At 67.5% G+C, this 23,721-nt stretch carries 20 protein-coding genes and 1 tRNA gene; 13 read left to right on the forward strand and 8 right to left on the reverse strand.

What is annotated here, in order from left to right; translation table 11 throughout:
* The first annotated feature begins 91 nt into the window (after positions 1-91).
* Positions 92-1,819 (forward strand): ABC transporter substrate-binding protein, encoded by a 1,728-nt coding sequence (locus tag AC3WLE_RS23380; RefSeq protein ID WP_492356229.1) that lies wholly within the window; start codon positions 92-94, stop codon positions 1,817-1,819.
* A 113-nt stretch (positions 1,820-1,932) separates the two neighbouring features.
* Here AC3WLE_RS23380 and AC3WLE_RS23385 read toward each other — a convergent pair whose 3' ends face one another.
* Positions 1,933-3,933 (reverse strand): sensor domain-containing diguanylate cyclase, encoded by a 2,001-nt coding sequence (locus AC3WLE_RS23385; RefSeq protein ID WP_492320578.1) that lies wholly within the window; start codon positions 3,931-3,933, stop codon positions 1,933-1,935.
* Between the two features lie 320 nt (positions 3,934-4,253).
* On the opposite strand from AC3WLE_RS23385, the gene AC3WLE_RS23390 reads away from it, so the two are divergent.
* Entirely contained in the window at positions 4,254-4,859 is a 606-nt protein-coding gene (locus AC3WLE_RS23390) for a cysteine hydrolase family protein (protein WP_492356219.1), read from the forward strand.
* Here AC3WLE_RS23390 and AC3WLE_RS23395 read toward each other — a convergent pair.
* From AC3WLE_RS23395 to AC3WLE_RS23425, 7 genes are all read right to left on the reverse strand, one after another.
* Positions 4,856-5,485 carry a hypothetical protein gene (locus tag AC3WLE_RS23395; protein ID WP_492356220.1) on the reverse strand — a complete coding sequence of 210 codons (630 nt, stop codon included), beginning with the start codon at positions 5,483-5,485 and terminating at the stop codon, positions 4,856-4,858. The genes AC3WLE_RS23390 and AC3WLE_RS23395 overlap by 4 nt on opposite strands.
* Positions 5,486-5,598: 113 nt before the next feature.
* A complete protein-coding gene (locus AC3WLE_RS23400) occupies positions 5,599-6,243 on the reverse strand; it encodes a hypothetical protein (RefSeq protein WP_492320581.1) in 645 nt (214 codons plus the stop codon).
* 1 nt (position 6,244) lies between these two features.
* Positions 6,245-6,949 carry a hypothetical protein gene (locus AC3WLE_RS23405; protein WP_492320582.1) on the reverse strand — a complete coding sequence of 235 codons (705 nt, stop codon included), beginning with the start codon at positions 6,947-6,949 and terminating at the stop codon, positions 6,245-6,247.
* A 273-nt stretch (positions 6,950-7,222) separates the two neighbouring features.
* Positions 7,223-7,297 (reverse strand) — tRNA-Val (locus AC3WLE_RS23410).
* Between the two features lie 88 nt (positions 7,298-7,385).
* Positions 7,386-8,126 (reverse strand): DNA polymerase III subunit epsilon, encoded by a 741-nt coding sequence (gene dnaQ / locus AC3WLE_RS23415; protein ID WP_492320583.1) that lies wholly within the window; start codon positions 8,124-8,126, stop codon positions 7,386-7,388.
* 49 nt (positions 8,127-8,175) lie between these two features.
* On the reverse strand, positions 8,176-8,613 hold the full coding sequence (rnhA, locus tag AC3WLE_RS23420) for a ribonuclease HI (protein WP_010814334.1): 438 nt from the start codon (positions 8,611-8,613) through the stop codon (positions 8,176-8,178).
* 78 nt (positions 8,614-8,691) lie between these two features.
* Complete coding sequence (locus AC3WLE_RS23425) at positions 8,692-9,492, reverse strand: methyltransferase domain-containing protein (protein ID WP_010814333.1); 801 nt, start codon at positions 9,490-9,492, stop codon at positions 8,692-8,694.
* A 12-nt stretch (positions 9,493-9,504) separates the two neighbouring features.
* Here AC3WLE_RS23425 and gloB point away from each other — a divergent pair, with 12 nt between their 5' ends.
* The 11 genes from gloB (at position 9,505) to carA (ending at position 23,700) form a co-directional block, all read left to right on the forward strand.
* Positions 9,505-10,305 (forward strand): hydroxyacylglutathione hydrolase, encoded by an 801-nt coding sequence (gloB, locus tag AC3WLE_RS23430; protein WP_492320584.1) that lies wholly within the window; start codon positions 9,505-9,507, stop codon positions 10,303-10,305.
* Between the two features lie 141 nt (positions 10,306-10,446).
* Positions 10,447-12,138 (forward strand): transglycosylase SLT domain-containing protein, encoded by a 1,692-nt coding sequence (locus tag AC3WLE_RS23435; protein WP_492356221.1) that lies wholly within the window; start codon positions 10,447-10,449, stop codon positions 12,136-12,138.
* 186 nt (positions 12,139-12,324) lie between these two features.
* Entirely contained in the window at positions 12,325-14,217 is a 1,893-nt protein-coding gene (locus AC3WLE_RS23440) for a propionate--CoA ligase (protein WP_492351921.1), read from the forward strand.
* A gap of 171 nt (positions 14,218-14,388) precedes the next feature.
* Entirely contained in the window at positions 14,389-16,743 is a 2,355-nt protein-coding gene (locus AC3WLE_RS23445; protein ID WP_492320587.1) for a bifunctional salicylyl-CoA 5-hydroxylase/oxidoreductase, read from the forward strand.
* The gene (locus AC3WLE_RS23450; protein WP_492356222.1) at positions 16,740-17,543 is read left to right on the forward strand and encodes an SDR family NAD(P)-dependent oxidoreductase; all 804 of its coding nucleotides are present in this window, start codon (positions 16,740-16,742) and stop codon (positions 17,541-17,543) included. The genes AC3WLE_RS23445 and AC3WLE_RS23450 overlap by 4 nt, the downstream gene beginning before the upstream one ends.
* A 29-nt stretch (positions 17,544-17,572) precedes the next feature.
* A complete protein-coding gene (locus AC3WLE_RS23455) occupies positions 17,573-18,424 on the forward strand; it encodes an enoyl-CoA hydratase family protein (protein ID WP_492356223.1) in 852 nt (283 codons plus the stop codon).
* 6 nt (positions 18,425-18,430) lie between these two features.
* Positions 18,431-19,600 (forward strand): acyl-CoA dehydrogenase family protein, encoded by a 1,170-nt coding sequence (locus AC3WLE_RS23460; RefSeq protein ID WP_492356224.1) that lies wholly within the window; start codon positions 18,431-18,433, stop codon positions 19,598-19,600.
* Positions 19,601-19,659: 59 nt separating this feature from the next.
* Positions 19,660-21,348, forward strand: coding sequence for an AMP-binding protein (locus AC3WLE_RS23465; protein ID WP_492356225.1), 1,689 nt, complete (start codon positions 19,660-19,662; stop codon positions 21,346-21,348).
* Entirely contained in the window at positions 21,345-21,770 is a 426-nt protein-coding gene (locus tag AC3WLE_RS23470) for an acyl-CoA thioesterase (RefSeq protein ID WP_492320591.1), read from the forward strand. The genes AC3WLE_RS23465 and AC3WLE_RS23470 overlap by 4 nt, the downstream gene beginning before the upstream one ends.
* 48 nt (positions 21,771-21,818) lie before the next feature.
* Positions 21,819-22,229, forward strand: coding sequence for a RidA family protein (locus tag AC3WLE_RS23475; RefSeq protein ID WP_010814323.1), 411 nt, complete (start codon positions 21,819-21,821; stop codon positions 22,227-22,229).
* Between the two features lie 334 nt (positions 22,230-22,563).
* Positions 22,564-23,700, forward strand: coding sequence for a glutamine-hydrolyzing carbamoyl-phosphate synthase small subunit (gene carA / locus AC3WLE_RS23480; RefSeq protein ID WP_492320592.1), 1,137 nt, complete (start codon positions 22,564-22,566; stop codon positions 23,698-23,700).
* Positions 23,701-23,721: the final 21 nt, after the last annotated feature.

A 23,721-nucleotide genomic window follows, 5' to 3' on the forward strand; every position in this document is an offset into this window, starting at 1 on the left:
GGAAGGTTTGCGGCTTATCCCTGCCCCGGGGCCGCCACCACGACCATAGCCGGGGAGGGGAAATCTTGAGGAGACACTGATGAAAGTGCACGTGAAGTTGGGGATGTCAGCCCTTGCCTGCGCGGCTGCGCTGGCTTGTGGGTCCGTCTCGGCGGGCGAGGCTGAGGCCAAGAAGTGGATCGACAATGAGTTCCAGCCCTCGTCGCTGGCCAAGGACAAGCAGCAGGCCGAAATGAAGTGGTTCATCGACGCCGCCGCCAAGCTCAAGGCCAAGGGTGTCACGCAGATCAGCGTGGTGTCCGAAACCATCACCACGCACGAGTACGAATCCAAGACGCTGGCCAAGGCGTTCGAGGAGATTACCGGCATCAAGGTCAAGCACGACCTGATCCAGGAAGGCGACGTGGTCGAGAAGCTGCAGACCTCGATGCAGTCCGGCAAGTCGATCTACGACGGCTGGATCTCTGACTCGGACCTGATCGGCACGCACTACCGCTATGGCTCCATCCTGCCGCTGACCGACTATATGAACGGCGCCGGCAAGGAGTGGACCAACCCCGGGCTGGATGTGAAGGACTTTATCGGCACCAAGTTCACCACTGCGCCGGACGGCAAGCTGTACCAGCTGCCCGACCAGCAGTTTGCCAACCTGTACTGGTTCCGCGCCGACTGGTTCGCGCGCAAGGACCTGCAGGACAAGTTCAAGGCCAAGTACGGCTACGACCTGGGCGTGCCGACCAACTGGTCAGCCTATGAGGACATCGCCAACTTCTTCACCAACGACGTGAAGGAGCTCGACGGCAAGAAGGTCTACGGGCACATGGATTACGGCAAGAAGGACCCGTCGCTGGGCTGGCGCTTCACCGACGCCTGGCTGTCGATGGCCGGCACCGCCGACAAGGGCCTTCCCAACGGCATGCCGGTTGACGAGTGGGGCATCCGCGTGGCCGAGGACAAGTGCACGCCGGTCGGCGCCTCGGTGTCGCGCGGCGGTGCCACCAACAGCCCGGCGGCGGTCTATGCGCTGACCAAGTACATCGACTGGATGAAGAAGTACGCGCCGCCGCAGGCGATGGGCATGACCTTCTCCGAGGCCGGCCCGGTCCCCGCGCAAGGCCAGGTGGCGCAGCAGATCTTCTGGTACACCGCCTTCACCGCGGACATGACCAAGAAGGGCCTGCCGGTGGTCAACGCCGACGGCTCGCCCAAGTGGCGCATGGCGCCGTCGCCGTACGGCCCGTACTGGAAGCAGGGCATGCAGAACGGCTACCAGGACGTGGGCTCCTGGACCTTCTTCAAGAACACCGACCCCAACAAGCTGGCGGGCGCCTGGCTGTATGCGCAGTTCGTGACGTCCAAGACGGTCTCGCTGAAGAAGTCGCTGACCGGACTGACCTTTATCCGCGACAGCGACATCCACCACGAGTACCTGACCAAGAACGCGGCCAAGTACGGTGGGCTGGTCGAGTTCTACCGCAGCCCCGCGCGCGTGGCTTGGACGCCGACCGGCACCAACGTACCCGACTATCCGAAGCTGGCCCAGCTGTGGTGGAAGAACGTGGCCACCGCGGTGACCGGCGAGAAGACGCCGCAAGCCGCCATGGACACGCTGGCCGAAGAGATGGACCAGGTCATGGCGCGGCTGCAACGCGCCGGCATGAGCAACTGCGCGCCCAAGCTCAACCCGAAGGGAGACCCGGGCAAGTGGCTGTCGAACGACCATGCGCCGTGGCAGAAGCTGGCCAACGAAAAGCCGAAGGGCGAGACCATTCCTTACGACAAGCTGTTGCAGGCGTGGAAGGAAGGGAAGGTGCGCTGAGGCGTTTGAGGCTGCCGGCAATGAATGAATGCCGCTGGTTTGCCCCCCTCTCCCGCATGCGGGAGAGGGGGGCACTCAACAGGTCATCCGGCCCTGACTTCGGCGCTCGCTTTCTACGTGGCCAAGTCCGATGTTTCCGAGTGGGGCTCGTTCGCCACTGACTGCACCGCATAACGCGCCTTCCCATGCCGCTTGGCCTCATACAGCGCTATGTCGGCGTGCATGAACAGCTCGCTCGCGGTCATGGCATGGCGCGCGTCATGGATGGCCGAGCCGACGCTGGCCGAGGCCGCCAGCGTGTGGCCATCGATCACGAAGGGCATGCGCGCGGCCTGCACGATGGTATTGGCGATGGATGCCATGGCCTGGCGGTCGGCAACGCCGTCCAGGATCACCGCAAACTCATCGCCGCCGATGCGCGCGACCGCGTCGCCCTTGCGCACGCAGGCGCGCAGCCGCTGTGCAAAGGCGACCAGCAACTGGTCGCCCACCGGGTGGCCAAGGCTGTCGTTGACGCCCTTGAAGTCGTCCAGGTCCACCAGCAGCAGCGCCAGCGAGCGGCCGTCGGCGCTGGCGCGGGCCATGCATTCGGCCAGGCGCCGGTCGAAACCCTTGCGGTTGAGCAGGCCGGTGAGGTAGTCGGAGATGGTTTGCGCTTCCAGGCTGCGCAGTTTTTCGCGCTCATGGGTGACGTTGCGCCCGAACATGTGCAGTCCGAGGACGGTGTCCTGGGCATCGTTCCAGGCCGGCTGGCAGGTGATCTCGATGCACTCGGTGCCGTCGGCGCTTTCCCGCGTAAAGGTCACTGAGCGCCCGGCCCGGGCTTGTTCCAGGTACTGCTGGCAAGCCAGGTATTCCTGCATGCCCCACAGTTCGCGCAGCGACAGTCCCACGATCTGCTGCGCCGGCACGCCGTAGCGCTGCGCATAGGCCTGGTTGACGAAGACATAGCGCTGCTGCATGTCGATGAACGAGACAAAGTCCGGCACATGGTTGGCGATCGCCTCGATGCGCTTCTCGCTTTCGGCGGCGCGGTCCTTGGCCGTTTTCAGCGCGGCTTCGCGCTCGGACAGCTGCGCCACCACTTCGGCGAAGGTCACGGCCAGTTCGCCAATCTCGTCGGCACGGCCGGCGGGCAGGTCTGCCACCGCGGCCGGGTTGGTGCCGATCTGGCGCACGGCGCGGTGCAGCCGCTGCAGCGGTTCAAGCAGCCGGCGCATGACCAGCCACATCATCGCGGCGGCAAGCAGCATGGTGATGGCGCCGATGACCAGGGTCCGTTGACGCACCGCGAGCAGCGGCGCGTAGGCTTCGGCTGCGGGCAGGACCGCCACCAACTCCCAGCCGTTGGATGCCAGCAGATGGCGCGCCACGATCGGCTGCGTCGGCGTCAGGACTTCCAGGAAGGCGGGGGCATGATCGGCGCCGCAGGCTTCGCCGATCGCGCGTGCGGGGCTCAGCACGCGGGCAACGTCCGGGTGCATTGCATAGCGGGGATTGGTGCCGGCGGAAACCAGGCAGAAGCTGCCGGTCGTGCCCACGCGGCTGTGCGCAAGCTCGCGCAGGAAGTTGCTGTCCGCGAGGTTCAGGACGCCCCCGACCACGCCGCGCAGCTCGCCGCCCGGACCGTGCAGCGGCACTGCCAGCACCACGCCGGGGGCATTGGTCTGCTTGCCCTGGACCAGGTCCGACACCGCAAATGGCTGGCCTTGCTGGATATCGCGGAAATAGTCGCGGTCGTCGACGCGCAGGCGCACTCCGTCCGGCACGGCGGTGCTGAACACCAGGTGCCCGTCGGGCGCGGCCAGGAAGACGGCGTTGAAGGTCTCGGGCACTTCCACCAGGCCCTCCGCGGCCCGGCGCAGCTCGGCCGGCTTTGCCGAAAGCATGGGGGAGAGCTGGCGTGCCACGCGCCGCAGGACGGCGGCCCGGCCCTGCAGCTTTTCATCGAGTTGCTCGGCCACCATCTTGACCAGCGTGTCCTGCTGCGTCTGCTGCAAAGTCTTCAGGCCGTCGTATGCGTAGCACTGCGCGTAGAGCGCGCGCAGCACGATGATCAGCGTCACCACACCCGCCGTGGCGAACGCCATCCGGTACTTCAAAGAGTGCTGCATGATTGACTTGTTTCTTGTGCGCACTGACCCGTATCCCGTCCCCGGCGCATTGTGTTGCCGACCGAGATTCTGTCCGGGACGTGAAACCAAGATTAGCAGATGTCAAGATGAAATTCGCAACTGTTTGCAACCGCGCGCCCATCGTGCAAGCGCAGCGTGCCTGCCGCGCTACAGCGAAGGGCGCGGCCGGTGGCGAGATCGCCACGCGCACTCATGCATGGATTCCGGCTTGGCATTAGCATGCGGGATGGCCCGCGATGTGGCGGGCCCGTCTCGCGGTTCCTGATTGCCGTTCCCGATTCCTTCCAGTCCAAACGCCAATGACCTTACCGACTACGCTGCTCGACCTGGCCGGCGCCAGCCGCACCCCTTCCGCCTGGGATGCCGCCGTCCTGATCCTGATAGACCATCAACGCGAATATGTCGACGGCCGCCTGCCGCTGGTCGGCATGCCCGCGGCCGTGACTGCCTGCGCGCAGCTGCTGGCGCTGGCGCGCAGCCACGGCACGCCGGTGATCCATGTCGCGCACCACGGCCGTCCGGGAAGCATGGCGTTCGATCCGACCGGGCCGTATGCCGCCTTCATTGGAGGGGTGGGGCCGCAGGCCGGTGAGATTACCGTCACCAAGGGCTTGCCCAACAGCTTCGCCGGCACCACCCTGGCCGACGAGCTGGCCAGGCTCGGCCGCAAGGAGCTGATCGTGGCCGGCTTCCAGACGCATATGTGCGTAAGCGCCACGGTGCGCTCCGCGCTCGACCACGGCTATCGCAGCACCGTGGTGGCCGCGGCCTGCGCCACGCGCGACCTGCCTGACCCGCTGGGCGGCCCCGCCGTGCCTGCGGCCGATCTCCACCGCAGCACGCTGGCCGCGTTGAACGACCGCTTCGCCACGGTCGTCGCGGACGCAGGGGCCTGGCACGGCTAACCAGCGACGGTCCAGGTGCGCACGCGCAGCACGGTATGGTCGCGCGGGCGCAGCGTCAATTCCAGTGCGGTCGGCACGCCCCGCCGCGTGATTGGCGCGACAAAGCGTGTCATGTCCGCTGCCGCAGCGAGGCGCGTGCCGCAGCGCATCGCCAGCCGCAGGATATGCAGCGGGACGAACCGCTCCGGCTCCTGCATGTCTGCCAGCGCGGCCAGCGTGAAATGCAGTGGCTGCCGGGCCAGTGCGATGAAGCGCCCGCGCAGCCGCGCCAGCGTCGCCGCGGGCGCCGCCAGCCCTTCGCCCTCGGCGCCGCTGCGCGTCATGCCGCGCACGCGCGGCTGCCACAGCGTGCCGGCAACCAGCAGCGGTGCGCGCCCCGCGCCAGCTTCATCCACGTATGCATCGAGCGCCACGACCGCGCCCGTCAGGTCATAGGTGGAAGCCACCGAGGCAAAGCTGCGGTGATAGCCGATGATGCAATCCATGTCTTCGTCATAGACCGGCCGCGCATCACGCGGCACGCGCGCCGGGCGCATCTCGAACCAGCCGGCACTGACCGGGTTGCGGCCGGTCCAGGGTAGGGCGGGTTCTGTTTCGGTCGCGGTGGGGAGGCAGGCGGATGGCAAGTCGTGCTCCGGTACAGGTCGGAGCGGTCAAGGTAGCCGGCGAATGAGTGGGTGGATATGAGATAAGCCTTATCGCCGGCAACGGAAAGGTTGCGTCGCGACGTGGCTACGGCCTAGAAGCTCACGCCCAGCGAAAGGATCGCGACCTGGTCCGTCGAGCCCGGGTTGAACCAGTAGAAGCCCGCCGTGAACCTGCGCACCGTAACCTGGAAAAAGCCGCCTCGCTGGAGTTCGCGGTCTTCCGCGTAGATCCGGGTACGTTGCGCGACCAGGCCCAGCCTCAGCCATTCGACCGGGCGGAAGCCAAGTTCGCTCCAGGCGTAGAGATAGCCCGGCTCTTCGCCGCGCGCGTCCAGGTATTCGGCTTCGATGTAGTAGTCGAACTTGCTCACTGCGACGCTGGCCTCGATCCCGCCGATCAGGCCGTGGGTGGAGCCTCCCACGAAGCCAGCGATGGGGGTCGCCTTGAACTGGATGGTTTCGCCGCCCGAGAAGGTCCAGCCGATGAAGGCTGACTGCGAGTGGACTGCTTCGTAGTTGCTTCTTGCCTCGAGGTGAAGCTGCTTCCTTTCGGCGATGAAGATGCCGGAGAGGTAGTCGCCGCTCTGGCGCGGCATGTTCCAGTAGCCTGTTGCCGAGAAGGTCCAGGGCGAGCCGGCCGCCTGCCCGGCGGCATCCGGCGCGGGCTGGGGCGGCTCCTGTGCCTGGACCGTGCCCGCGCCAAGGGCGGCGGCAAGCAGTAGGATCGCGCCTCGCATCTCAGCCGCCCAGCGCGATGATGGCGATGGTCATGACCACGCCCAGCGCAGTCATGGCTGCGCCAGTGACCCAGCCGCCAAAGCCGGCATAGTGGCCCAGCGCCCACCCGGCGGCGAACAGCATGGCCAGGGTCAGCCCGCGCGAGATCAGTAGCGCCAGTTTGACATTGTCCAGCAGTACGAACGGCAGTGCGACCGGAAACGTGGCCAGTACAACGATAAAGAAGATGCGCACGGCACCGAGCAGGTCGGCCATGTTCAGGCGGGGGCGGGGCGGCAGTGCCGGGGCGGCGGCAAGCCGTGCCCGCATGGCTTCCAGTTCCTTGTCGGTGACCAGCGACTTCGTTGCGCGAGGCAGCGCATCGCGAATCAGGCCGATCGCCGTGGCCTGGTCGCTAGCATTCCTGACGGCAAGTGCCAGGGAGATCCGCTGGCCGCGGCTCGCCAGCGTACGGATCAGGAACATGACCGCGTCCACCATGCCCCAGGCCAGGTTGCAGCCCAGCGCGGCATGCATCATGGTGCGGCTGGCATCCGGGCCGCCCGTGCCGCTCGACACCGCGCCGACAAAAGTGAGCGCCATGAACAGGCCGAAGCACATCTCGGAGACGCGATCCACTACGTCCAGCACCGGCTCCCGTGTCTGGGCATCCTCCGGCGGCACGGTCGCGCCGGCATGGATCGTCGTCCTGGGTGAATCGGGCATGGCGGACTCCCGAAAGCTGCGTCGATGATCGGATGGGCGATAGGGGCTGTGCCCGTGGGAGCGAGGGCGACTGTGCCTGCCTGGCCCGTCGTCCTGTGGACAAGTATGCGTGCCAGGCGCAAATATGCCAGGCCAGCTTTCCTTGATTGGCGTGATGAACCACGGTTTTCCGGGGAGGGTAGAAAACGTGGGCAAACGCCGGGCAACAAAAAACCCAGAGAGCTTGCGCTGTCTGGGTTTCCTGGCAACTTAGGCAGTTGCTGGCCATTTGTCTGGTGGGTGGTACAGGGATTGAACCTGTGACCCCTGCCGTGTGAAGGCAGTGCTCTACCGCTGAGCTAACCACCCCTTACTGCGTCGTCGTTGCCGTCGTGCAGCGGAGAAGTGAGATTATGCAGAGGTTCTTGTATCTTGTAAAGCCCTTTTTTGATTTTTGTCAGGCGGCGAGGCTTCCGGACTCTGCCGCGGGGGCCTCCTGCCACACTGTCTTGCCGCCGCTGGCCTTGTCCAGGCCCTTGAGCAGGGCAAGGTGGGCCTGCTGCTCTTCGTCCGTGGCGCGCAGCACGGGCAGGGCCAGGCGCGACAGGTCGGCCACGGCAACCGCGCCGCCGTTGCCTGCGCTGCTGTCGTGCATGTCGATCACCAGCGAATCCTGGCCGCGCGTCATGGCCAGGTAGACCTCGGCCAGCAGCTCGGCATCCAGCAGGGCGCCGTGCAGCGTGCGGTGGGCGTTGCTGATGCCCAGGCGGTCGCACAGGGCGTCGAGCGAGTTGCGCTTGCCGGGGAACATCTGGCGGGCTTCGCGCAGGGTGTCGATCACATTGCCGGCATGCTGGCGGAACGGCGGCAGGCCCAGCAGCTGGAATTCCATGTCGAGGAAGCCCAGGTCGAACGGCGCGTTGTGGATGATCAGCTCGGCATCCTGGATGAACTCGCGGATGTCGTTGACGACTTCGGCAAAGCGGGGCTTGTCGGCCAGGAACTCGACCGTGATGCCGTGCACGGCGATCGCGCCCTCGTCGATATCGCGTTCCGGGTTGACGTAGAAGTGCAGGTGGCGCCCCGTCAGGCGGCGGTTCATCAGCTCGACGCAGCCGATTTCGATCAGGCGGTCGCCGGTGGCGGCACTCAGGCCGGTGGTTTCGGTGTCGAGAACGATTTGTCGCATGGCGGGCATTCTAGCGGAGCGGCGCGGGCGCTCCGCGGTTTCTTGTTAGCGAGAGGGATCAGCGGCCGATCGATTCGACGCCGCGGTTGGCCAGTGCGTCGGCGCGCTCATTGCCGGGGTGGCCGTTGTGGCCGCGCACCCAGTGCCAGGAGATCTGGTGCGGCTGCGCCAGGGTGTCCAGTTCCTGCCACAGGTCGGCATTCTTGACGGGCTTCTTGTCGGCGGTCTTCCAGCCGCGGGCCTTCCAGCCGGGCAGCCATTCGCTGATGCCCTTCTGGACATACTGCGAGTCGGTATAGACGCGCACGACGCAGGGCCGCTTGAGCGCGCGCAGCGCTTCGATCACGGCGGTCATTTCCATGCGGTTGTTGGTAGTGTTGGGCTCGCCGCCGAACATTTCTTTCTCGCTGGTGCCGGCGACGAGCACCGCGCCCCAGCCGCCGCGGCCGGGATTGCCCTTGCAGGCGCCGTCGGAGTAGATCGTGACTTCTTGCATGTGATTCCAAGGTGGCCACCCGCCGGGCAGGTGGCGCTTTGAGGGCGAATTGGGTGAGAGCGCGGGCGCGCGCCGGCGTCAGCGCTCTTCGCCGGGGGTCTTGCCGTGGGTGCCGGTAGGCGTGGCCACGGGCGATGACACCGGAGCCAGCGCCGGCTTGCTCTTCCAGGCCGGGCCGACCAGGCGGATATTGCGCACGCGCTTGATCGCCGAGATCATATAGACCGCGCCGAAGATCGGCCACCAGCGGTCGCCGGCCTTTTCCATGAAGGCGGCGCGCTGCAGCCAGCGGTCGGTGCGGTAGGGCGGGCAGTAGCAGCCAAAGCGGCCGCGGATGATATCGAAGCCCAGCAGCTTGAGCCAGTCCTTGATGCGCACGAAGCCGATCTGCTGCGCGTCCGTCGGCAGGAAGGGCGTGGCGCCGAGCCGGTTCATGCCCTGGCGCGCGCCCCACAGGCTCATCGGGTTGAAGCAGGTGACCACCACGCGCCCCTCGGGCATCAGCACCCGCGAGACCTCGCGCAGCACTTCGTGCGGGTCTTCGGCGAATTCCAGGATGTGGGGCAGGGTGACCAGGTCGATGCTCTGGGTGTCGAACGGCAGCTCGTCGAAGCGGCACAGCAGCTGGCGCGCATCGGGATGTGCGGCGCGCGGCCCGTGCGGTCCGCTGGAAGGGTCCAGCGCCAGCGCCGAGAACGGCATCCGGTTCTCGCGCAGGGTGTCGATAAAGGGCAGGCCCAACTGGACGGCGTGGTAGCCGAAGATGTCGGTCACGATCCGGTCGTACTGCTGCGCTTCCCAGCGCAGCATGTACTCACCGGGCGGCGAGGCCAGCCAGTCTTCCCAGCTTACAATCGGATGATTGGGACGATTGGACATAGGAGCATGCGCATGTTGAAGGTTGAGCCGATCCCGGCGTTCCAGGATAACTATATCTGGGCCATCCACGACGGGCATAGCGCCGCCGTGGTCGATCCCGGCGAGGCCGCGCCGGTGGAGCGCTTCCTGGCGCAAAGCGGTCTGGCTCTGGGCGCTATTGTAATCACCCATCACCACGGCGATCACCAGGGCGGGGTGGCCGAGTTGCTGGCGGCGCACCCGCGCACCCCGTCGGGCGCGCCGATGCCGGTGCTGGGGCCGGCCGGCGAACGCATTGGCGGGCGCACCCGGGCCCTGCGCGAAGGCGATGTCGTGACGCTGGAGACGCCGGCCCTGACGCTGCACGTGCTGGACGTGCCCGGGCACACCGCCGGCCATATCGCCTATGTGGGCGACCTGGGCGAAGCCGGCCCGGCGGTCTTCTGTGGCGATACCCTGTTTGCCAGTGGCTGCGGGCGCCTGTTCGAAGGCACGCCGGCACAGATGCTGGACTCGCTCGACAAGCTGGCGGCACTGCCGGGCGATACCCGCGTCTATTGCGCGCACGAATATACGCGCAGCAATGTGCGCTTTGCACGGGCGGTGGAACCGGCCAATGCCGCGCTGGCGGCGTGGGCGCAGCGGGTCGACGCGCTGCGCGCGGCGGACCAGCCGACGCTGCCGACCACCATCGCCCATGAGCGCGAGGTCAATCCCTTCCTGCGCTCGCGCGAGCCCGCGGTGCGCGCGGCGGTGGCGGCGCAGGGCGGGGCCGCCACGGGCGATGCGCAGGCCTTCGGTGCGCTGCGCGGCTGGAAGGACAATTTCCGCTGAGCCCTGCCTGGCCTGCGCGCCTTGCGCCGCAAGGCTTTCCGGCTGCCCGGCGGATATTGGCTATATGGAAAATCTGATTGACGCGATACGCGGTTTTTTTTAGCATCACGCATCCTTTTGGCGTCACGATTCGAGAACTTAATGAAAATTGGTCGATTACTGGCGGTGGTCGCGTGCGCCGCGCTGCTTGCAGCGTGCGCCAGCACCCCCACGCCGCCTGATGGCGCCAACGGCGCCGCGACCGCCCAGACCGCCAAGCGCCAGGACCCGCTCAACTCGCTCAGCGACAAATCGGCGCTTTCTTCCGCATCCACGATCAATGTCGACCAGGGTGGCCTGGACTGGCTGCGCGGCCCGTCCAGCGACATCTGGGACCGCATCCGGCGCGGCTTTGCCATGCAGGACCTGGAGGGCACGCTGGTCGATGACCGCACCCAGTGGTATGCGCAGCGGCCGGAATACATGGAACGGATGGTCGGGCGCTCAAGCCGTTACCTGTACCACATCGTAGAAGAGCTGGAACGGCGCAAGATGCCGACCGAGCTGGCGCTGCTGCCGTTCGTCGAGAGCGCGTTCAACCCGCAGGCCCAGTCCACCGCCAAGGCGGCCGGCATGTGGCAGTTCATCCCGAGCACCGGCAAGTCGTACAACCTGAAGCAGAACATGTTCCGCGACGAGCGCCGCGACGTGCTGGCCTCGACCGACGCCGCGCTGGACTACCTGGCGCGGCTCTACGACATGTTCGGCGACTGGCACCTGGCGCTGGCGGCGTACAACTGGGGCGAGGGCGCGGTGTCGCGCGCGATCGCACGCAACCAGGCGCGAGGGCTGCCGACCGACTACGCCAGCCTGCCCATGCCCAACGAGACGCGCTACTACGTGCCGAAGCTGCAGGCGGTCAAGAACATCATCGCCAACCCGGCCGCGTATGGCGTCAAGCTGCCCGAGATCCCGGACCACCCGTACTTTGTCACGGTGACCACCTCGCGCGATATCGACGTGAACCTGGCGGCCAAGCTGGCGGACATGTCGGTAGAGGAATTCAAGGCGCTCAACCCGTCGTTCAACCGGCCCGTGATCCTGGGCGCGTCCAACCCGCAGATCCTGCTGCCGTTCGATAACGCCGAGCGCTTCCAGTACAACCTGAACACCTACCGCGGCGGGTTGTCGAGCTGGTCGGCGGTGACGGTGGACAGCCGCGAGCGTATCGAAGCGCTGGCGGCACGGCTGAACGTCGACGCCGATACGCTGCGCGAGATCAACAGCATCCCGAAGGGCATGCGCCTGAAGGCCGGCTCGACCGTGATGATCCCGCGCTCGGGCCGCCACGACCAGGATATCAGCGCGACCCTGGCCGACAGCGCCATGCTGGCGATGGAGCCTGATTTGCCGGATGCGCGCCGCGTGGTGGTGCGAGCCGGCCGGCGCGACACCGTGGCCTCGGTGGCGCGGCGCTATGGCGTCTCGGCGGGGCAGGTGCAGTCGAGGAACAAGCTCTCCGGCACCAAGCTGGTCGCCGGGCAGAGCCTGGTGCTGATGGTGCCGGTGCGCGGCGCCGGCGCGGTGCGGGCGGCACGTGCCGAACAGGCTGACCGTGCCGAGCGCGCCGACCGTGCGGAGCGTTCCGAGCGAAGCAGCAAGGGCGGCATCGTGCGGGTCTCGGCCAAGGGCAAGGCGGGCAAGGCGGAGCCGCGCAAGCGCGTCACCGTCGAGGCGGCCTCGCGGCGAACGGCAGTCAAGGCGGCGCCGGCGCGCGTGGTGCGCGAGTCCAAGCCGGGGCCGACCGTCAAGGCGTCGGCCAAGGCCGGCGCCAAGGGGGCCAAGGCCCGCTGACGAATGCGGGCGCCGGCTGGTCCGCCGCATGGCGCAAGAAGGGGCGATGCCGTCGGCACGCCCCTTTTTTCATGTGCCGGCCCCCGGGGCCCGCGCGCCCCTCTCCGAATCTGTGTCCACGCGCACCCGCGCCGGTGGCAAACTACGGTCATCATCACAATGACCGCAGACGCGGAGGAGACAGACATGACGGCAAGCCATGCCGTGCATGCCCGTTCGCTGGCCGACCCCGAGGGGTTCTGGGCCGAACAGGCGGCGCGCATCGACTGGGAAACCCCGTTCGGCCAGGTGCTCGACAACAGCCGCGCGCCCTTTACGCGCTGGTTCGCCGGCGGGCGCACCAACCTGTGCCACAACGCGGTCGACCGCCACCTGGCGGCCCGCGCCAGCCAGCCGGCGCTGCACTGGGTCTCGAGCGAGACCGACCAGGCCCGCACCTTTACCTACGCCGAGCTGCACGACGAAGTCAGCCGCATGGCCGCGATCCTGCAGGGCCTGGGCGTGCAGAAGGGCGACCGCGTGCTGATCTACATGCCGATGATCCCGGAAGCCGCCTTTGCCATGCTGGCCTGCGCGCGCATCGGCGCGATCCATTCGGTGGTGTTCGGCGGCTTTGCCTCGGTCAGCCTGGCCGCGCGCATCGAGGATGCCCGGCCGCGCGTGGTGGTCAGCGCCGACGCCGGCTCGCGCGCCGGCAAGGTGGTGCCCTACAAGCCGCTGCTGGACGAGGCCATCCGGCTCTCGTCGCACCAGCCCGGGAAGGTGCTGCTGGTGGACCGGCAACTGGCGCAAATGCCCCGTACCGAGGGCCGCGATGAGGACTACGCCGCCTGGCGCGAACGCGTGGCCGGCGTGCAGGTGCCGTGCGTGTGGCTGGAATCGAGCGAGCCGTCGTACGTGCTCTACACCTCCGGCACCACCGGCAAGCCCAAGGGCGTGCAGCGCGATACCGGCGGCTACGCGGTGGCGCTGGCCACCTCGATGGAATACATCTTCTGCGGCAAGCCCGGCGACACCATGTTCACCGCGTCGGACATCGGCTGGGTGGTGGGGCACAGCTATATCGTCTACGGCCCGCTGCTGGCCGGCATGGCCACGCTGATGTATGAAGGCACGCCGATCCGCCCCGACGGTGGCATCCTGTGGCGGCTGGTGGAGCAATACCAGGTCAACCTGATGTTCAGCGCGCCGACCGCGATCCGCGTGCTGAAGAAGCAGGACCCGGCCTGGCTGACGCGTTATGACCTGTCCAGCCTGCGCCTGCTGTTCCTGGCCGGCGAGCCGCTGGACGAGCCCACCGCGCGCTGGATCCAGGACGGCCTGGGCAAGCCCGTGGTCGACAACTACTGGCAGACCGAATCCGGCTGGCCGATCCTCGCGATCCAGCGCGGCATCGAGGCGCTGCCGCCCAAGCTGGGCTCGCCCGGCGTGCCCGCCTATGGCTATGACCTGAAGATCGTCGACGAGAACACCGGCGCTGAATGCCCGCCGGGGCAGAAGGGCGTGGTCGCCATCGACGGCCCGCTGCCGCCGGGATGCATGAGCACGGTCTGGGGCGACGACGACCGCTTCGTGCGCACCTACTGGCAGGCGGTGCCGAACCGGCTGTGCTATTCGACCTTCGACTGGGGCGTGCGCGACGCCGACGGCTACGTCTTTATCCTGGGCCGCACCGACGACGTGATCAACGTGGCCGGCCACCGGCTGGGCACCCGCGAGATCGAGGAAAGCCTGTCGTCCAACGCCGCCGTGGCCGAGGTGGCGGTGGTGGGCGTGCAGGACGCGCTCAAGGGGCAGGTGGCCATGGCCTTCTGCATCGCCCGCGATCCGGCGCGCACGGCCACGGCCGAAGCGCGGCTGGCATTGGAGGGCGAGCTGATGAAGACGGTGGAGCAGCAACTGGGTGCCGTGGCGCGGCCGGCGCGCGTATTCTTTGTCAATGCGCTGCCCAAGACGCGCTCCGGCAAGTTGCTGCGGCGCGCCATGCAGGCGGTGGCCGAAGGACGCGATCCGGGCGACCTGACCACGATCGAGGACCCGGGTGCGCTGGAACAGTTGCAGGCAGCGCTGAAAGGCTAGATGGCGGGCTGAGGGCGTGGGATGCGGGTGGCGTGCGGGGCACTCCGCATCCCGCCCTTGCCATCGGCCGTGATGCAGTCTAATATTTGAAGCATAAAATATTTAGACATCATCTAGATGGCGGTGTGATCCTGGGCAAAGGTGCCCGGCGCAGCCGGCAGGAGGCGACAGATGCGAGTGCTTTGTATTGGTGGTGGCCCGGCAGGCCTGTACTTCGGGCTGCTGATGAAGCTGCAGGATCCGGCCAACGAGGTCATCGTGGTCGAGCGCAACCGGCCCTACGACACCTTCGGCTGGGGCGTGGTGTTCTCTGACGCCACCATGGACAACCTGAAGCAAGCCGACCCGGTCAGCGCGGCCGAGATCAACGCGGCCTTCAACCACTGGGACGATATCGACATCCATATCGGCGGGCGCACCATCCGCTCCGGCGGCCATGGCTTTATCGGCATCGGCCGCAAGCGCCTGCTCAATATCCTGCAGGCACGCTGCGAGGCGCTGGGCGTGAAGCTGGTGTTCGAGATCGATGTGTCCGACGACCAGGCGCTGGCGATGCAATACCAGGCCGACCTGGTGATCGCCTCGGACGGCCTGAACAGCCGCATCCGCACCCGCTACGCCGACACCTTCCAGCCTGACATCGACACGCGCCAGTGCCGCTTTGTCTGGATGGGCACGCACAAGCTGTTCGACGCCTTCACCTTTGCCTTCGAGAAGACCGAGCACGGCTGGTTCCAGGCGCACGCCTACCGCTTTGACGACACCACCTCGACCTTTATCGTCGAGGCCCCGGAGTCGGTCTGGCGCGCCGCGGGCATCGAGCAGATGAGCCAGGAAGAGGGCGTGGCCTACTGCGAGCGCCTGTTCGCGCGCTACCTCGACGGCAACAAGCTGATCACCAATGCGGCGCACCTGCGCGGCTCGGCGATCTGGATCCGCTTCCCGCGCGTGATCTGCCGCCAATGGGTGCATTGGAACACCTTGCCCGACGGCCGCCGCGTGCCGGTGGTGCTGATGGGCGATGCCGCGCACACCGCGCACTTCTCGATCGGTTCGGGCACCAAGCTGGCGCTGGAAGATGCGATTGACCTGGCCGAGGAAATCCGTGGCAGGGGTCATGACGGCCTGCCCGATGCACTGTCGCGCTACGAAGCCACGCGCGGCGTCGAAGTGCTGAAGATCCAGAACGCGGCGCGCAACTCGACCGAATGGTTCGAGAACGTCGAGCGCTACGCGGGCAGCCTGCCGCCGGAGCAGTTCGCCTATTCCCTGCTGACCCGCTCGCAGCGCATCTCGCATGAGAACCTGCGCGTGCGCGATGCGGACTACGTGGCGCAGTTCGAGCACTGGCTGGCGCGGCAGGCCGGCGTGCAACCGGAAAGCCTGCAACTGCGCGAGCATCAGCCGCTGCCGCCGATGTTCACGCCGTTCCGCATGCGCGGCGTCACGCTGAAGAACCGCGTGGTGGTGTCGCCGATGGCGATGTACTCATGCACCGACGGCGTGCCCGGCGACTTCCACCTGGTCCACCTGGGTTCGCGCGCGCTGGGCGGCGCCGGCATGGTGGTGGCGGAGATGACCTGCGTGTCGCCCGATGCGCGCATCACGCCGGGATGCCCGGGTTTGTGGAACGACGCACAGCGCGATGCCTGGCGCCGCATCGTCGACTTCGTGCATGCCAACAGCGATGCGCGCATCGCCATGCAGATCGGCCACTCGGGCCGCAAGGGTTCGACCCAGCTCGGCTGGGAGGCAATGGACCATCCGCTGCCGGACGGCAACTGGCCGGTGATCTCGGCCTCGCCGCTGCCCTACCTGCCGGGCGAGTCGCAGACCCCGCGCGAGATGACGCGCGCAGACATGGACCGTGTGCGCGATGACTTCGTCGCCAGCGCGCGCCGCGCCGCCGAGGCCGGCTTCGACTGGCTGGAGCTACACTGCGCGCACGGCTACCTGCTGTCGAGCTTTATCTCGCCGCTGACCAATACGCGGGAAGATGAATACGGCGGTTCGCTGGCCGCGCGGCTGCGCTACCCGCTGGAGGTGTTTGCCGCGGTGCGTGAGGTGTGGCCAGAACACAAGCCGATGTCGGTGCGCATCTCGGCGCACGACTGGGTCGAAGGCGGCATCACCCCCGACGACGCGATCGAGATCGCACGCGCCTTCAAGGCCGCCGGCGCCGATATGATCGACTGCTCGTCGGGCCAGGTCAGCCCGGACCAGGCCCCGGTCTACGGCCGCATGTACCAGACCCCGTTTGCCGACCGCATCCGCAACGAAGCCGGCATCGCCACCATTGCCGTGGGCGCGATCTTCGAGGCCGACCACGTCGACTCGATCATCGCCGCGGGCCGTGCCGACCTGTGCGCGATCGCGCGGCCGCATCTGGCCAACCCGGCCTGGACGCTGCAGGAAGCGGCGCGCATCGGCTATCGCGATATCGCCTGGCCCAAGCAGTACCAGGCCGGCAAGCGGCAACTTGAAACCAACCTGGAACGCGCCGCGGCGCAGGAGAAGCAGGGATGACGGGCAGCACGGGTTCACTGTCAGGGCGCCACGCGCTGGTCACCGGCGGCGGGCGCGGCATCGGCGCGGCCATCGCGCGCCGGCTGCTGGCCGACGGCGCCAGCGTGACACTGCTGGGCCGCGATGCCGGCGCGTTGCAGGCGACCGTGCAAGCGCTGCGTGAGCTTGCTTCCGCAGGCGCCGTAGTCTCCTTTGTCACGGCCGATATTGCCGATGCCGACAGCGTGGCACGCGCCTTCGCCGCCGCCGCGGAACAGTCCGGTCCGGTGTCGATGCTGGTCAACAATGCCGGCCAGGCGCACAGCGCTCCGTTCCTGAAGACCGACGCCGCGCTGTGGCAGCGCATGCTGGACGTGAACCTGACCGGCACCTTCCTGTGCACGCAGGCGGCGCTGCCGGCGATGCTCGACGCGGGCTGGGGCCGTATCGTCAATGTGGCGAGCACGGCCGGCCTGATCGGCTATGGCTATGTCAGTGCCTATTGCGCGGCCAAGCATGGGGTGATCGGCCTGACGCGCGCGCTGGCGCTGGAAACCGCGGCCAAGGGCGTGACCGTCAACGCGGTCTGCCCGGGCTATACCGAAACCGACATCGTGCGCGACGCGGTGGCCAATATCGTCGGCAAGACCGGCCGCACTGAAGCCGAGGCCCGCGCTGAACTGGCCGCGCGCAATCCGCAGCGCCGCCTGGTGCAGCCCGAGGAAGTGGCCGACGCCGTGGCCTGGCTGTGCCAGCCGTCCGCCGCGGCGATCACCGGCCAGGCAATCCCGGTGGCCGGCGGCGAGGTGATGGCCGGCTGACAACGACAGAAGGACCTGAGAGAGAACCCATGACAGAGATCGCACTCGACATGCGCCACCACAAGCGCAGCTTTGCCGGCTACCAGCCGGAGCACTTCCTGTGGTCGGTGTCCGGCGACGGCAAGGTCGGCACCGTGACGCTGAACCGGCCGGAGCGCAAGAACCCGCTGACCTTCGATTCCTACGCCGAGCTGCGCGATCTGTTCCGCGGCCTGTGCTATGCCAGCGACATCAAGGCGGTGGTGGTGACGGGCGCGGGCGGCAACTACTGCTCGGGCGGCGACGTGCACGAGATCATCGGGCCTCTCACGCGCATGACCATGCCTGAGCTGCTCGACTTCACGCGCATGACCGGCGATCTGGTCAAGGCCATGCGCGCCTGCCGGCAGCCGGTGGTGAGCGCGGTCGACGGCATCTGCGCCGGCGCCGGCGCGATGATGGCGCTGGCCTCCGACATGCGCCTGGGCACGGCGCAGGCCAAGACCGCGTTCCTGTTCACGCGCGTCGGCCTGGCCGGCGCCGACATGGGCGCGTGCACGCTGCTGCCGCGCGTGATCGGGCAGGGGCGTGCCAGCGAGCTGCTCTACACCGGCCGCTCGATGAGCGCGGAAGAGGGCCTGCAGTGGGGCTTCTTCAATGCGCTGCATCCGTCCGAAGCGGTGCTGGCCCAGGCGCAGGCACTGGCCGCGCAACTGGCCGCCGGCCCGACCTTTGCCCACGGCGTGACCAAGAAGCTGCTGCACCAGGAATGGAACATGGGGCTGGACGAGGCCATCGAGGCCGAGGCCGAAGCCCAGGCAATCTGCATGCAGACGCGCGACTTCCGCCGCGCCTACGAGGCCTTCGTCGCCAAGACCAAGCCGGTGTTCGAAGGGGACTGAAGCGCCATGTCCGACAAGACCTATCTCGACCTGCCGCTGTTCGACGACGCGCACCGCGCACTGGAGCGCGAACTGGACGCCTGGTGCGCGCAACACCTCCATGTCGACCACAGCGATACCGACGCCGCCTGCCGCGCGCTGGTGCGCCAGCTGGGCGATGCCGGCTGGCTGCGCTACTGCGTGCCGGCCGCGCACGGCGGCGCGCTGCCGGCGCTGGATTCGCGCTCGCTGTGCCTGCTGCGCGAGACCCTGGCGCGCCATGACGGCCTGGCCGATTTTGCCTTTGCCATGCAGGGGCTGGGCTCGGGCGCGATCTCGCTGGCCGGCAGCGATGCGCTGCGCGCGCATTACCTGCCGCGCGTGGCCCGCGGCGAGGCGATTGCCGCGTTTGCGCTGTCCGAGCCGGAGGCCGGTTCCGATGTGGCCGCCATGCAGTGCAGCGCACGGCTGTCGGACGACGGCAGCCACTATGTGATCGATGGCGCCAAGACCTGGATTTCCAACGGTGGCATTGCCGACTTCTACTGCGTGTTCGTGCGCACCGGCGAGGCGCCGGGCGCGCGCGGCATCTCCGCCTTTGTGGTGGACGCCGATACGCCGGGCCTGACCATCGCCGAGCGCATCGACGTGATGGCGCCGCACCCGCTCGCCACGCTGCGTTTCGACGACTGCCGCGTGCCCGTGGGCAACCGGCTGGGCGAGGCGGGGCAGGGCTTCAAGGTGGCGATGATGACGCTCGACATCTTCCGTGCTTCGGTCGCGGCGGCGGCGCTGGGCTTTGGCCGCGCCGCGCTGGACGATGCACTGGCGCGCGCCTGCGCGCGCCCGATGTTCGGTGGCGTGCTGGCCGACCTGCAGCTGACGCAGGCCGCCATCGGCGACATGGCCACCGCGATCGACGCCGCGGCGCTGCTGACCTACCGCGCGGCCTGGCTGCGCGATGTCAAGGGCCAGCGCACCACGCGCGAGGCGGCCATGGCCAAGATGGTGGCGACCGAGAATGCGCAGCAGGTGATCGACCGTGCGGTGCAGATGTTCGGCGGCCTGGGCGTCAAGGTAGGCACGCGGGTGGAAAGCCTGTACCGCGAGATCCGCTCGCTGCGCATCTATGAAGGCGCCACCGAAGTGCAGAAGCTGATCATTGCGCGCGAGACGCTGGCCGGGCGCAAAGCCTGACGCGCCCGCGTGCCACCCACGAACTGCCGTACCGATACAGAGCAGACAGGAGACAAGCCATGGCGACCACAGCCCACCTCGATACCTTCGCGCGCGACCGCCTGCCGCCGCCCGATATGTGGCCGGTGTTCCGCTTCAATGCCGATACCGACTACCCGGAGCGGATGAATGCCGCGGTGGAGCTGGTAGACCGCCATGTGCGCGAAGGCCGCGGCGAGCGCATCGCCATCCGCCATCGCCGCGACGGACAGGTCGAGACGGTCACGTACGCGCAGCTGGCGGCGCTGGTGAACCGCATCGCCCATGTGCTGGTCGAGGACATGCAGCTGGTGCCCGGCAATCGCGTGCTGCTGCGCGGGCCCAACAACCTGATGATGGCCGCCAGCTGGCTGGCCACGCTCAAGGCGGGCCTGGTCGCGGTGCCGACCATGCCGCTGCTGCGCGCCAAGGAACTGAAGCAGATCATCGACAAGGCCCAGGTCGGCGCCGCGCTGTGCGATGCGCGGCTGCGCGAGGAACTCGATGCCAACCTGCAGGCCGGCGGCGAATTCCATTGCCCGAGCCTGGCGCGCACGCTGTACTTCAACGGTGAAGGCGAGGGTTCGCTGGAGGCGGCGATGGCGGGCAAGCCGGATGCCTTCGAGGCCTGCGACACCGCCAGCGACGACGTCTGCCTGATCGCCTTTACCAGCGGCACCACCGGCCAGCCCAAGGGCACCATGCACTTCCATCGCGACGTGCTGGCCATGTGCGACCTGTTCCCGCGCCACGTGCTGCGCCCGCGGCCCGACGACGTGTTCTGCGGCACGCCGCCGATCGCGTTCACCTTCGGGCTGGGCGGCATGCTGTGTTTCCCGCTGCGCATCGGCGCCAGCGCCGTGCTGGCCGAGAAGCTGACGCCAGAGACGCTGCTCGGGCTGATCCAGGATTTCCGCGCCACCATTGTCTTTACCGCCCCGACCTTCTACCGGCAGATGGCAGCGCTGGCGCGGCGCTACGACCTGTCCAGCCTGAAGAAGAGCGTGTCGGCCGGCGAAGCCCTGCCGGACGCCACGCGCCAGAGCTGGAAGGCGGCCACCGGCATCGAGATGACCGACGGCATCGGCGGCACGGAGATGATGCATATCTTTATCTCCAGCGCCGGCGCCGAGGTCAGGCCGGGCGCGATCGGGCGCGTGGTGCCGGGCTATGTCGCGCAGATCGTCGACGAGAACATGCAGCCCCTGCCGCCGGGGCAGGTCGGCAAGCTCGCGGTGCAGGGGCCGACCGGCTGCCGCTACCTGGACGATCCACGCCAGTCCAACTATGTGAAGGCGGGCTGGAACCTGCCGGGCGATACCTTTTTCGTCGACGAGGACGGCTACTACTTCTACCAGGCGCGTTCGGACGACATGATCATCTCAGCCGGCTACAACATCGCCGGGCCGGAGGTGGAAAGCGCACTGATGCAGCACGAGGCAGTGGCCGAATGCGGTGTGGTCGGCGCGCCCGACGACGGGCGCGGCCAGGTGGTGATGGCCTATGTGGTGCTGCGCGAGGGCGTGGCGGCGGACGACGCTACCCGCACCGCGCTGCAGGACTACGTGAAGCGCCAGATCGCGCCCTACAAGTATCCGCGCCGCATTGTGTTCGTGCCGGCGCTGCCGCGCACCGAGACCGGCAAGCTGCAGCGCTTCCGGCTGCGGCAGATGGCGGAGCAGGGCAATGGCGGCGGCAATGGCGGCGTCAACCAGGCGGGGAAGCCATGAGCCCCGTGTTCCGCAGCACCGTCCTGGTGCGCTTCAAGCACTGCGACGCCGCGGGCATCGTGTTCTACCCGCGCTATTTCGAGATGCTCAACGACCTGATCGAAGACTGGTTCAGCGAGGCGCTGGGCTGGCCCTTCGATGCCATGCATGGCGAGGGCCGCGCCGGCGTGCCGACCGCCGAGCTGGAGTGCCGCTTCCTGGCTCCGAGCCGGCTGGGCGAGGTGCTGACGCGCGAGCTGCGCGTGCTGAAGCTGGGCCAGTCCAGCTTTACCCTCGCGATCCGCTTCGCCGGCCCGCATGACGATACCCGCATGGAAGTGACGCAGCGGCTGGTCTGCGTCGATACCGGCTCGATTGCTCCGCAGCCGTTGCCCGATGCCGTGCGCCAGGCCATGTCGTCCTACCTGGTCGCGACGGCCTGAATCCCCGAATTCCATCTACTCATACAGATACCAACAGGAAAACGCACCATGAACATCCTGCAGCCGCCCGACTGGGCGCCCCCGCGTGGCTACGCCAACGGCACCATGACCGAAATGCAGGTCGGCAGCCGCCTCCTCTTTGTCAGCGGCCAGATCGGCTGGACCGGCAAATGTGAATTCGAGACCGACGACTTCGGCCTGCAGGTGGCGCAGGCGCTGCGCAACGTGGTTGCCGTGCTGGCGGCCGGCGACGCGCTGCCCGAGCATATCGTGCGCATGACCTGGTATGTGAAGGACAAGGCGGAATATGTCGGCGCCTATGGGGCGATCGGCCAGCATTACCGGGCCATCATCGGCCGCCACTTTCCGGCGATGACGGCGGTCGAGGTCGCGGACCTGGTGGAGCCGCGCGCCAAGGTGGAAATCGAGGTCACGGCGGTCGTGCCGCCGCGGGCGTAACGTAGCAGGCACAGGGCTGGATGGTGGCCGGCGGCGTGGCGCAGCCGGCGCCTGCCGCGTGCAAGTCCTTGAAAACTTGAGAAATTGGGTTGCGCGGGATATAATTCGAAAGTTTCGCTTTCAGAACCCTTCACCCTAGCGCCTACCGCTTTCCACCTTCCGCCGCCCCCAGCCGCGCCGCCTTTGCTGTCCGCATTCAATGTGACGCAAGGAGCATGTCGCAACCGGATCCGACCGCATCGGCGCAATGCCGCTGCCGCCGTCACGGATCCAGCCTGGGAGGCACGAGGCGTCGATTGGTCGGTCACGGGGTGAGTCCAGCAGGAGCCTACCCGTGTTACCGTCTTTTCCGTCCGCCATTCTCGCGCTTGCAGACGGCACGGTCTTTCGTGGCTATTCCATTGGCGCTTCCGGCCATACCATCGGTGAAGTGGTGTTCAACACCGCCATCACCGGTTACCAGGAAATCCTCACCGACCCGAGTTACTCCCGGCAGATCGTCACGCTGACGTATCCGCATATCGGTAACTACGGGGTCAATCCTGAGGATGTCGAAGCCACGAAAGTCCATGCCGCCGGCCTGATCATCAAGGATCTGCCGATCCTGGCCTCGAACTTCCGCAAGGAGCACACCCTTGCCCACTACCTGAAGCAGGAAAAGGTGGTGGCCATCGCCGGCATCGATACGCGCAAGCTGACGCGTATCCTGCGCGAAAAGGGTGCCCAGAACGGCTGCATCCTGGCCGGCGAAGACAATGTCCAGAAGGCCATCGACCTGGCCCGCTCGTTCCCCGGCCTGGCCGGCATGGACCTGGCCAAGGTGGTCTCGGTCAAGGAACCGTACGAGTGGACCCAGTCCGAATGGAAGCTGGGCGAAGGCTACGGCAAGCAGGACAAGCCGCAATTCCACGTGGTCGCCTATGACTACGGCGTCAAGTACAACATCCTGCGCATGCTGGCCGAGCGCGGCTGCAAGGTCACGGTGCTGCCCGCGCAGGCGAGCGCCGCCGACGCGCTGGCGCTGAATCCGGACGGTGTGTTCCTGTCCAACGGCCCCGGCGACCCCGAGCCGTGCGACTACGCCATCGCCGCCACGCGCGAGTTCATCGAGCGCGGCATCCCGACCTTCGGCATCTGCCTGGGCCACCAGATCATGGCGCTGGCAGTTGGCGCCAAGACCCTGAAGATGAAGTTCGGCCACCACGGCGCCAACCACCCGGTCAAGGACCTGGACGATGGCCGCGTGGTGATCACGTCGCAGAACCACGGCTTCGCGGTCGATGCGGACACGCTGCCGTCGAACGTGCGCGTGACGCACAAGTCGCTGTTCGACGGTTCGCTGCAGGGTTTCGCGCTGACCGACAAGCCGGCTTTCTGCTTCCAGGGCCACCCGGAGGCGTCGCCCGGTCCGAACGACGTGGCTTACCTGTTCGACCGCTTCATCAAGCTGATGACGGACGCGCGCAAGTAAGCGGGCAAGAAGAACAGCGCA

The organism is Cupriavidus sp. FW306-1B-F12B, assembly GCF_058781795.1.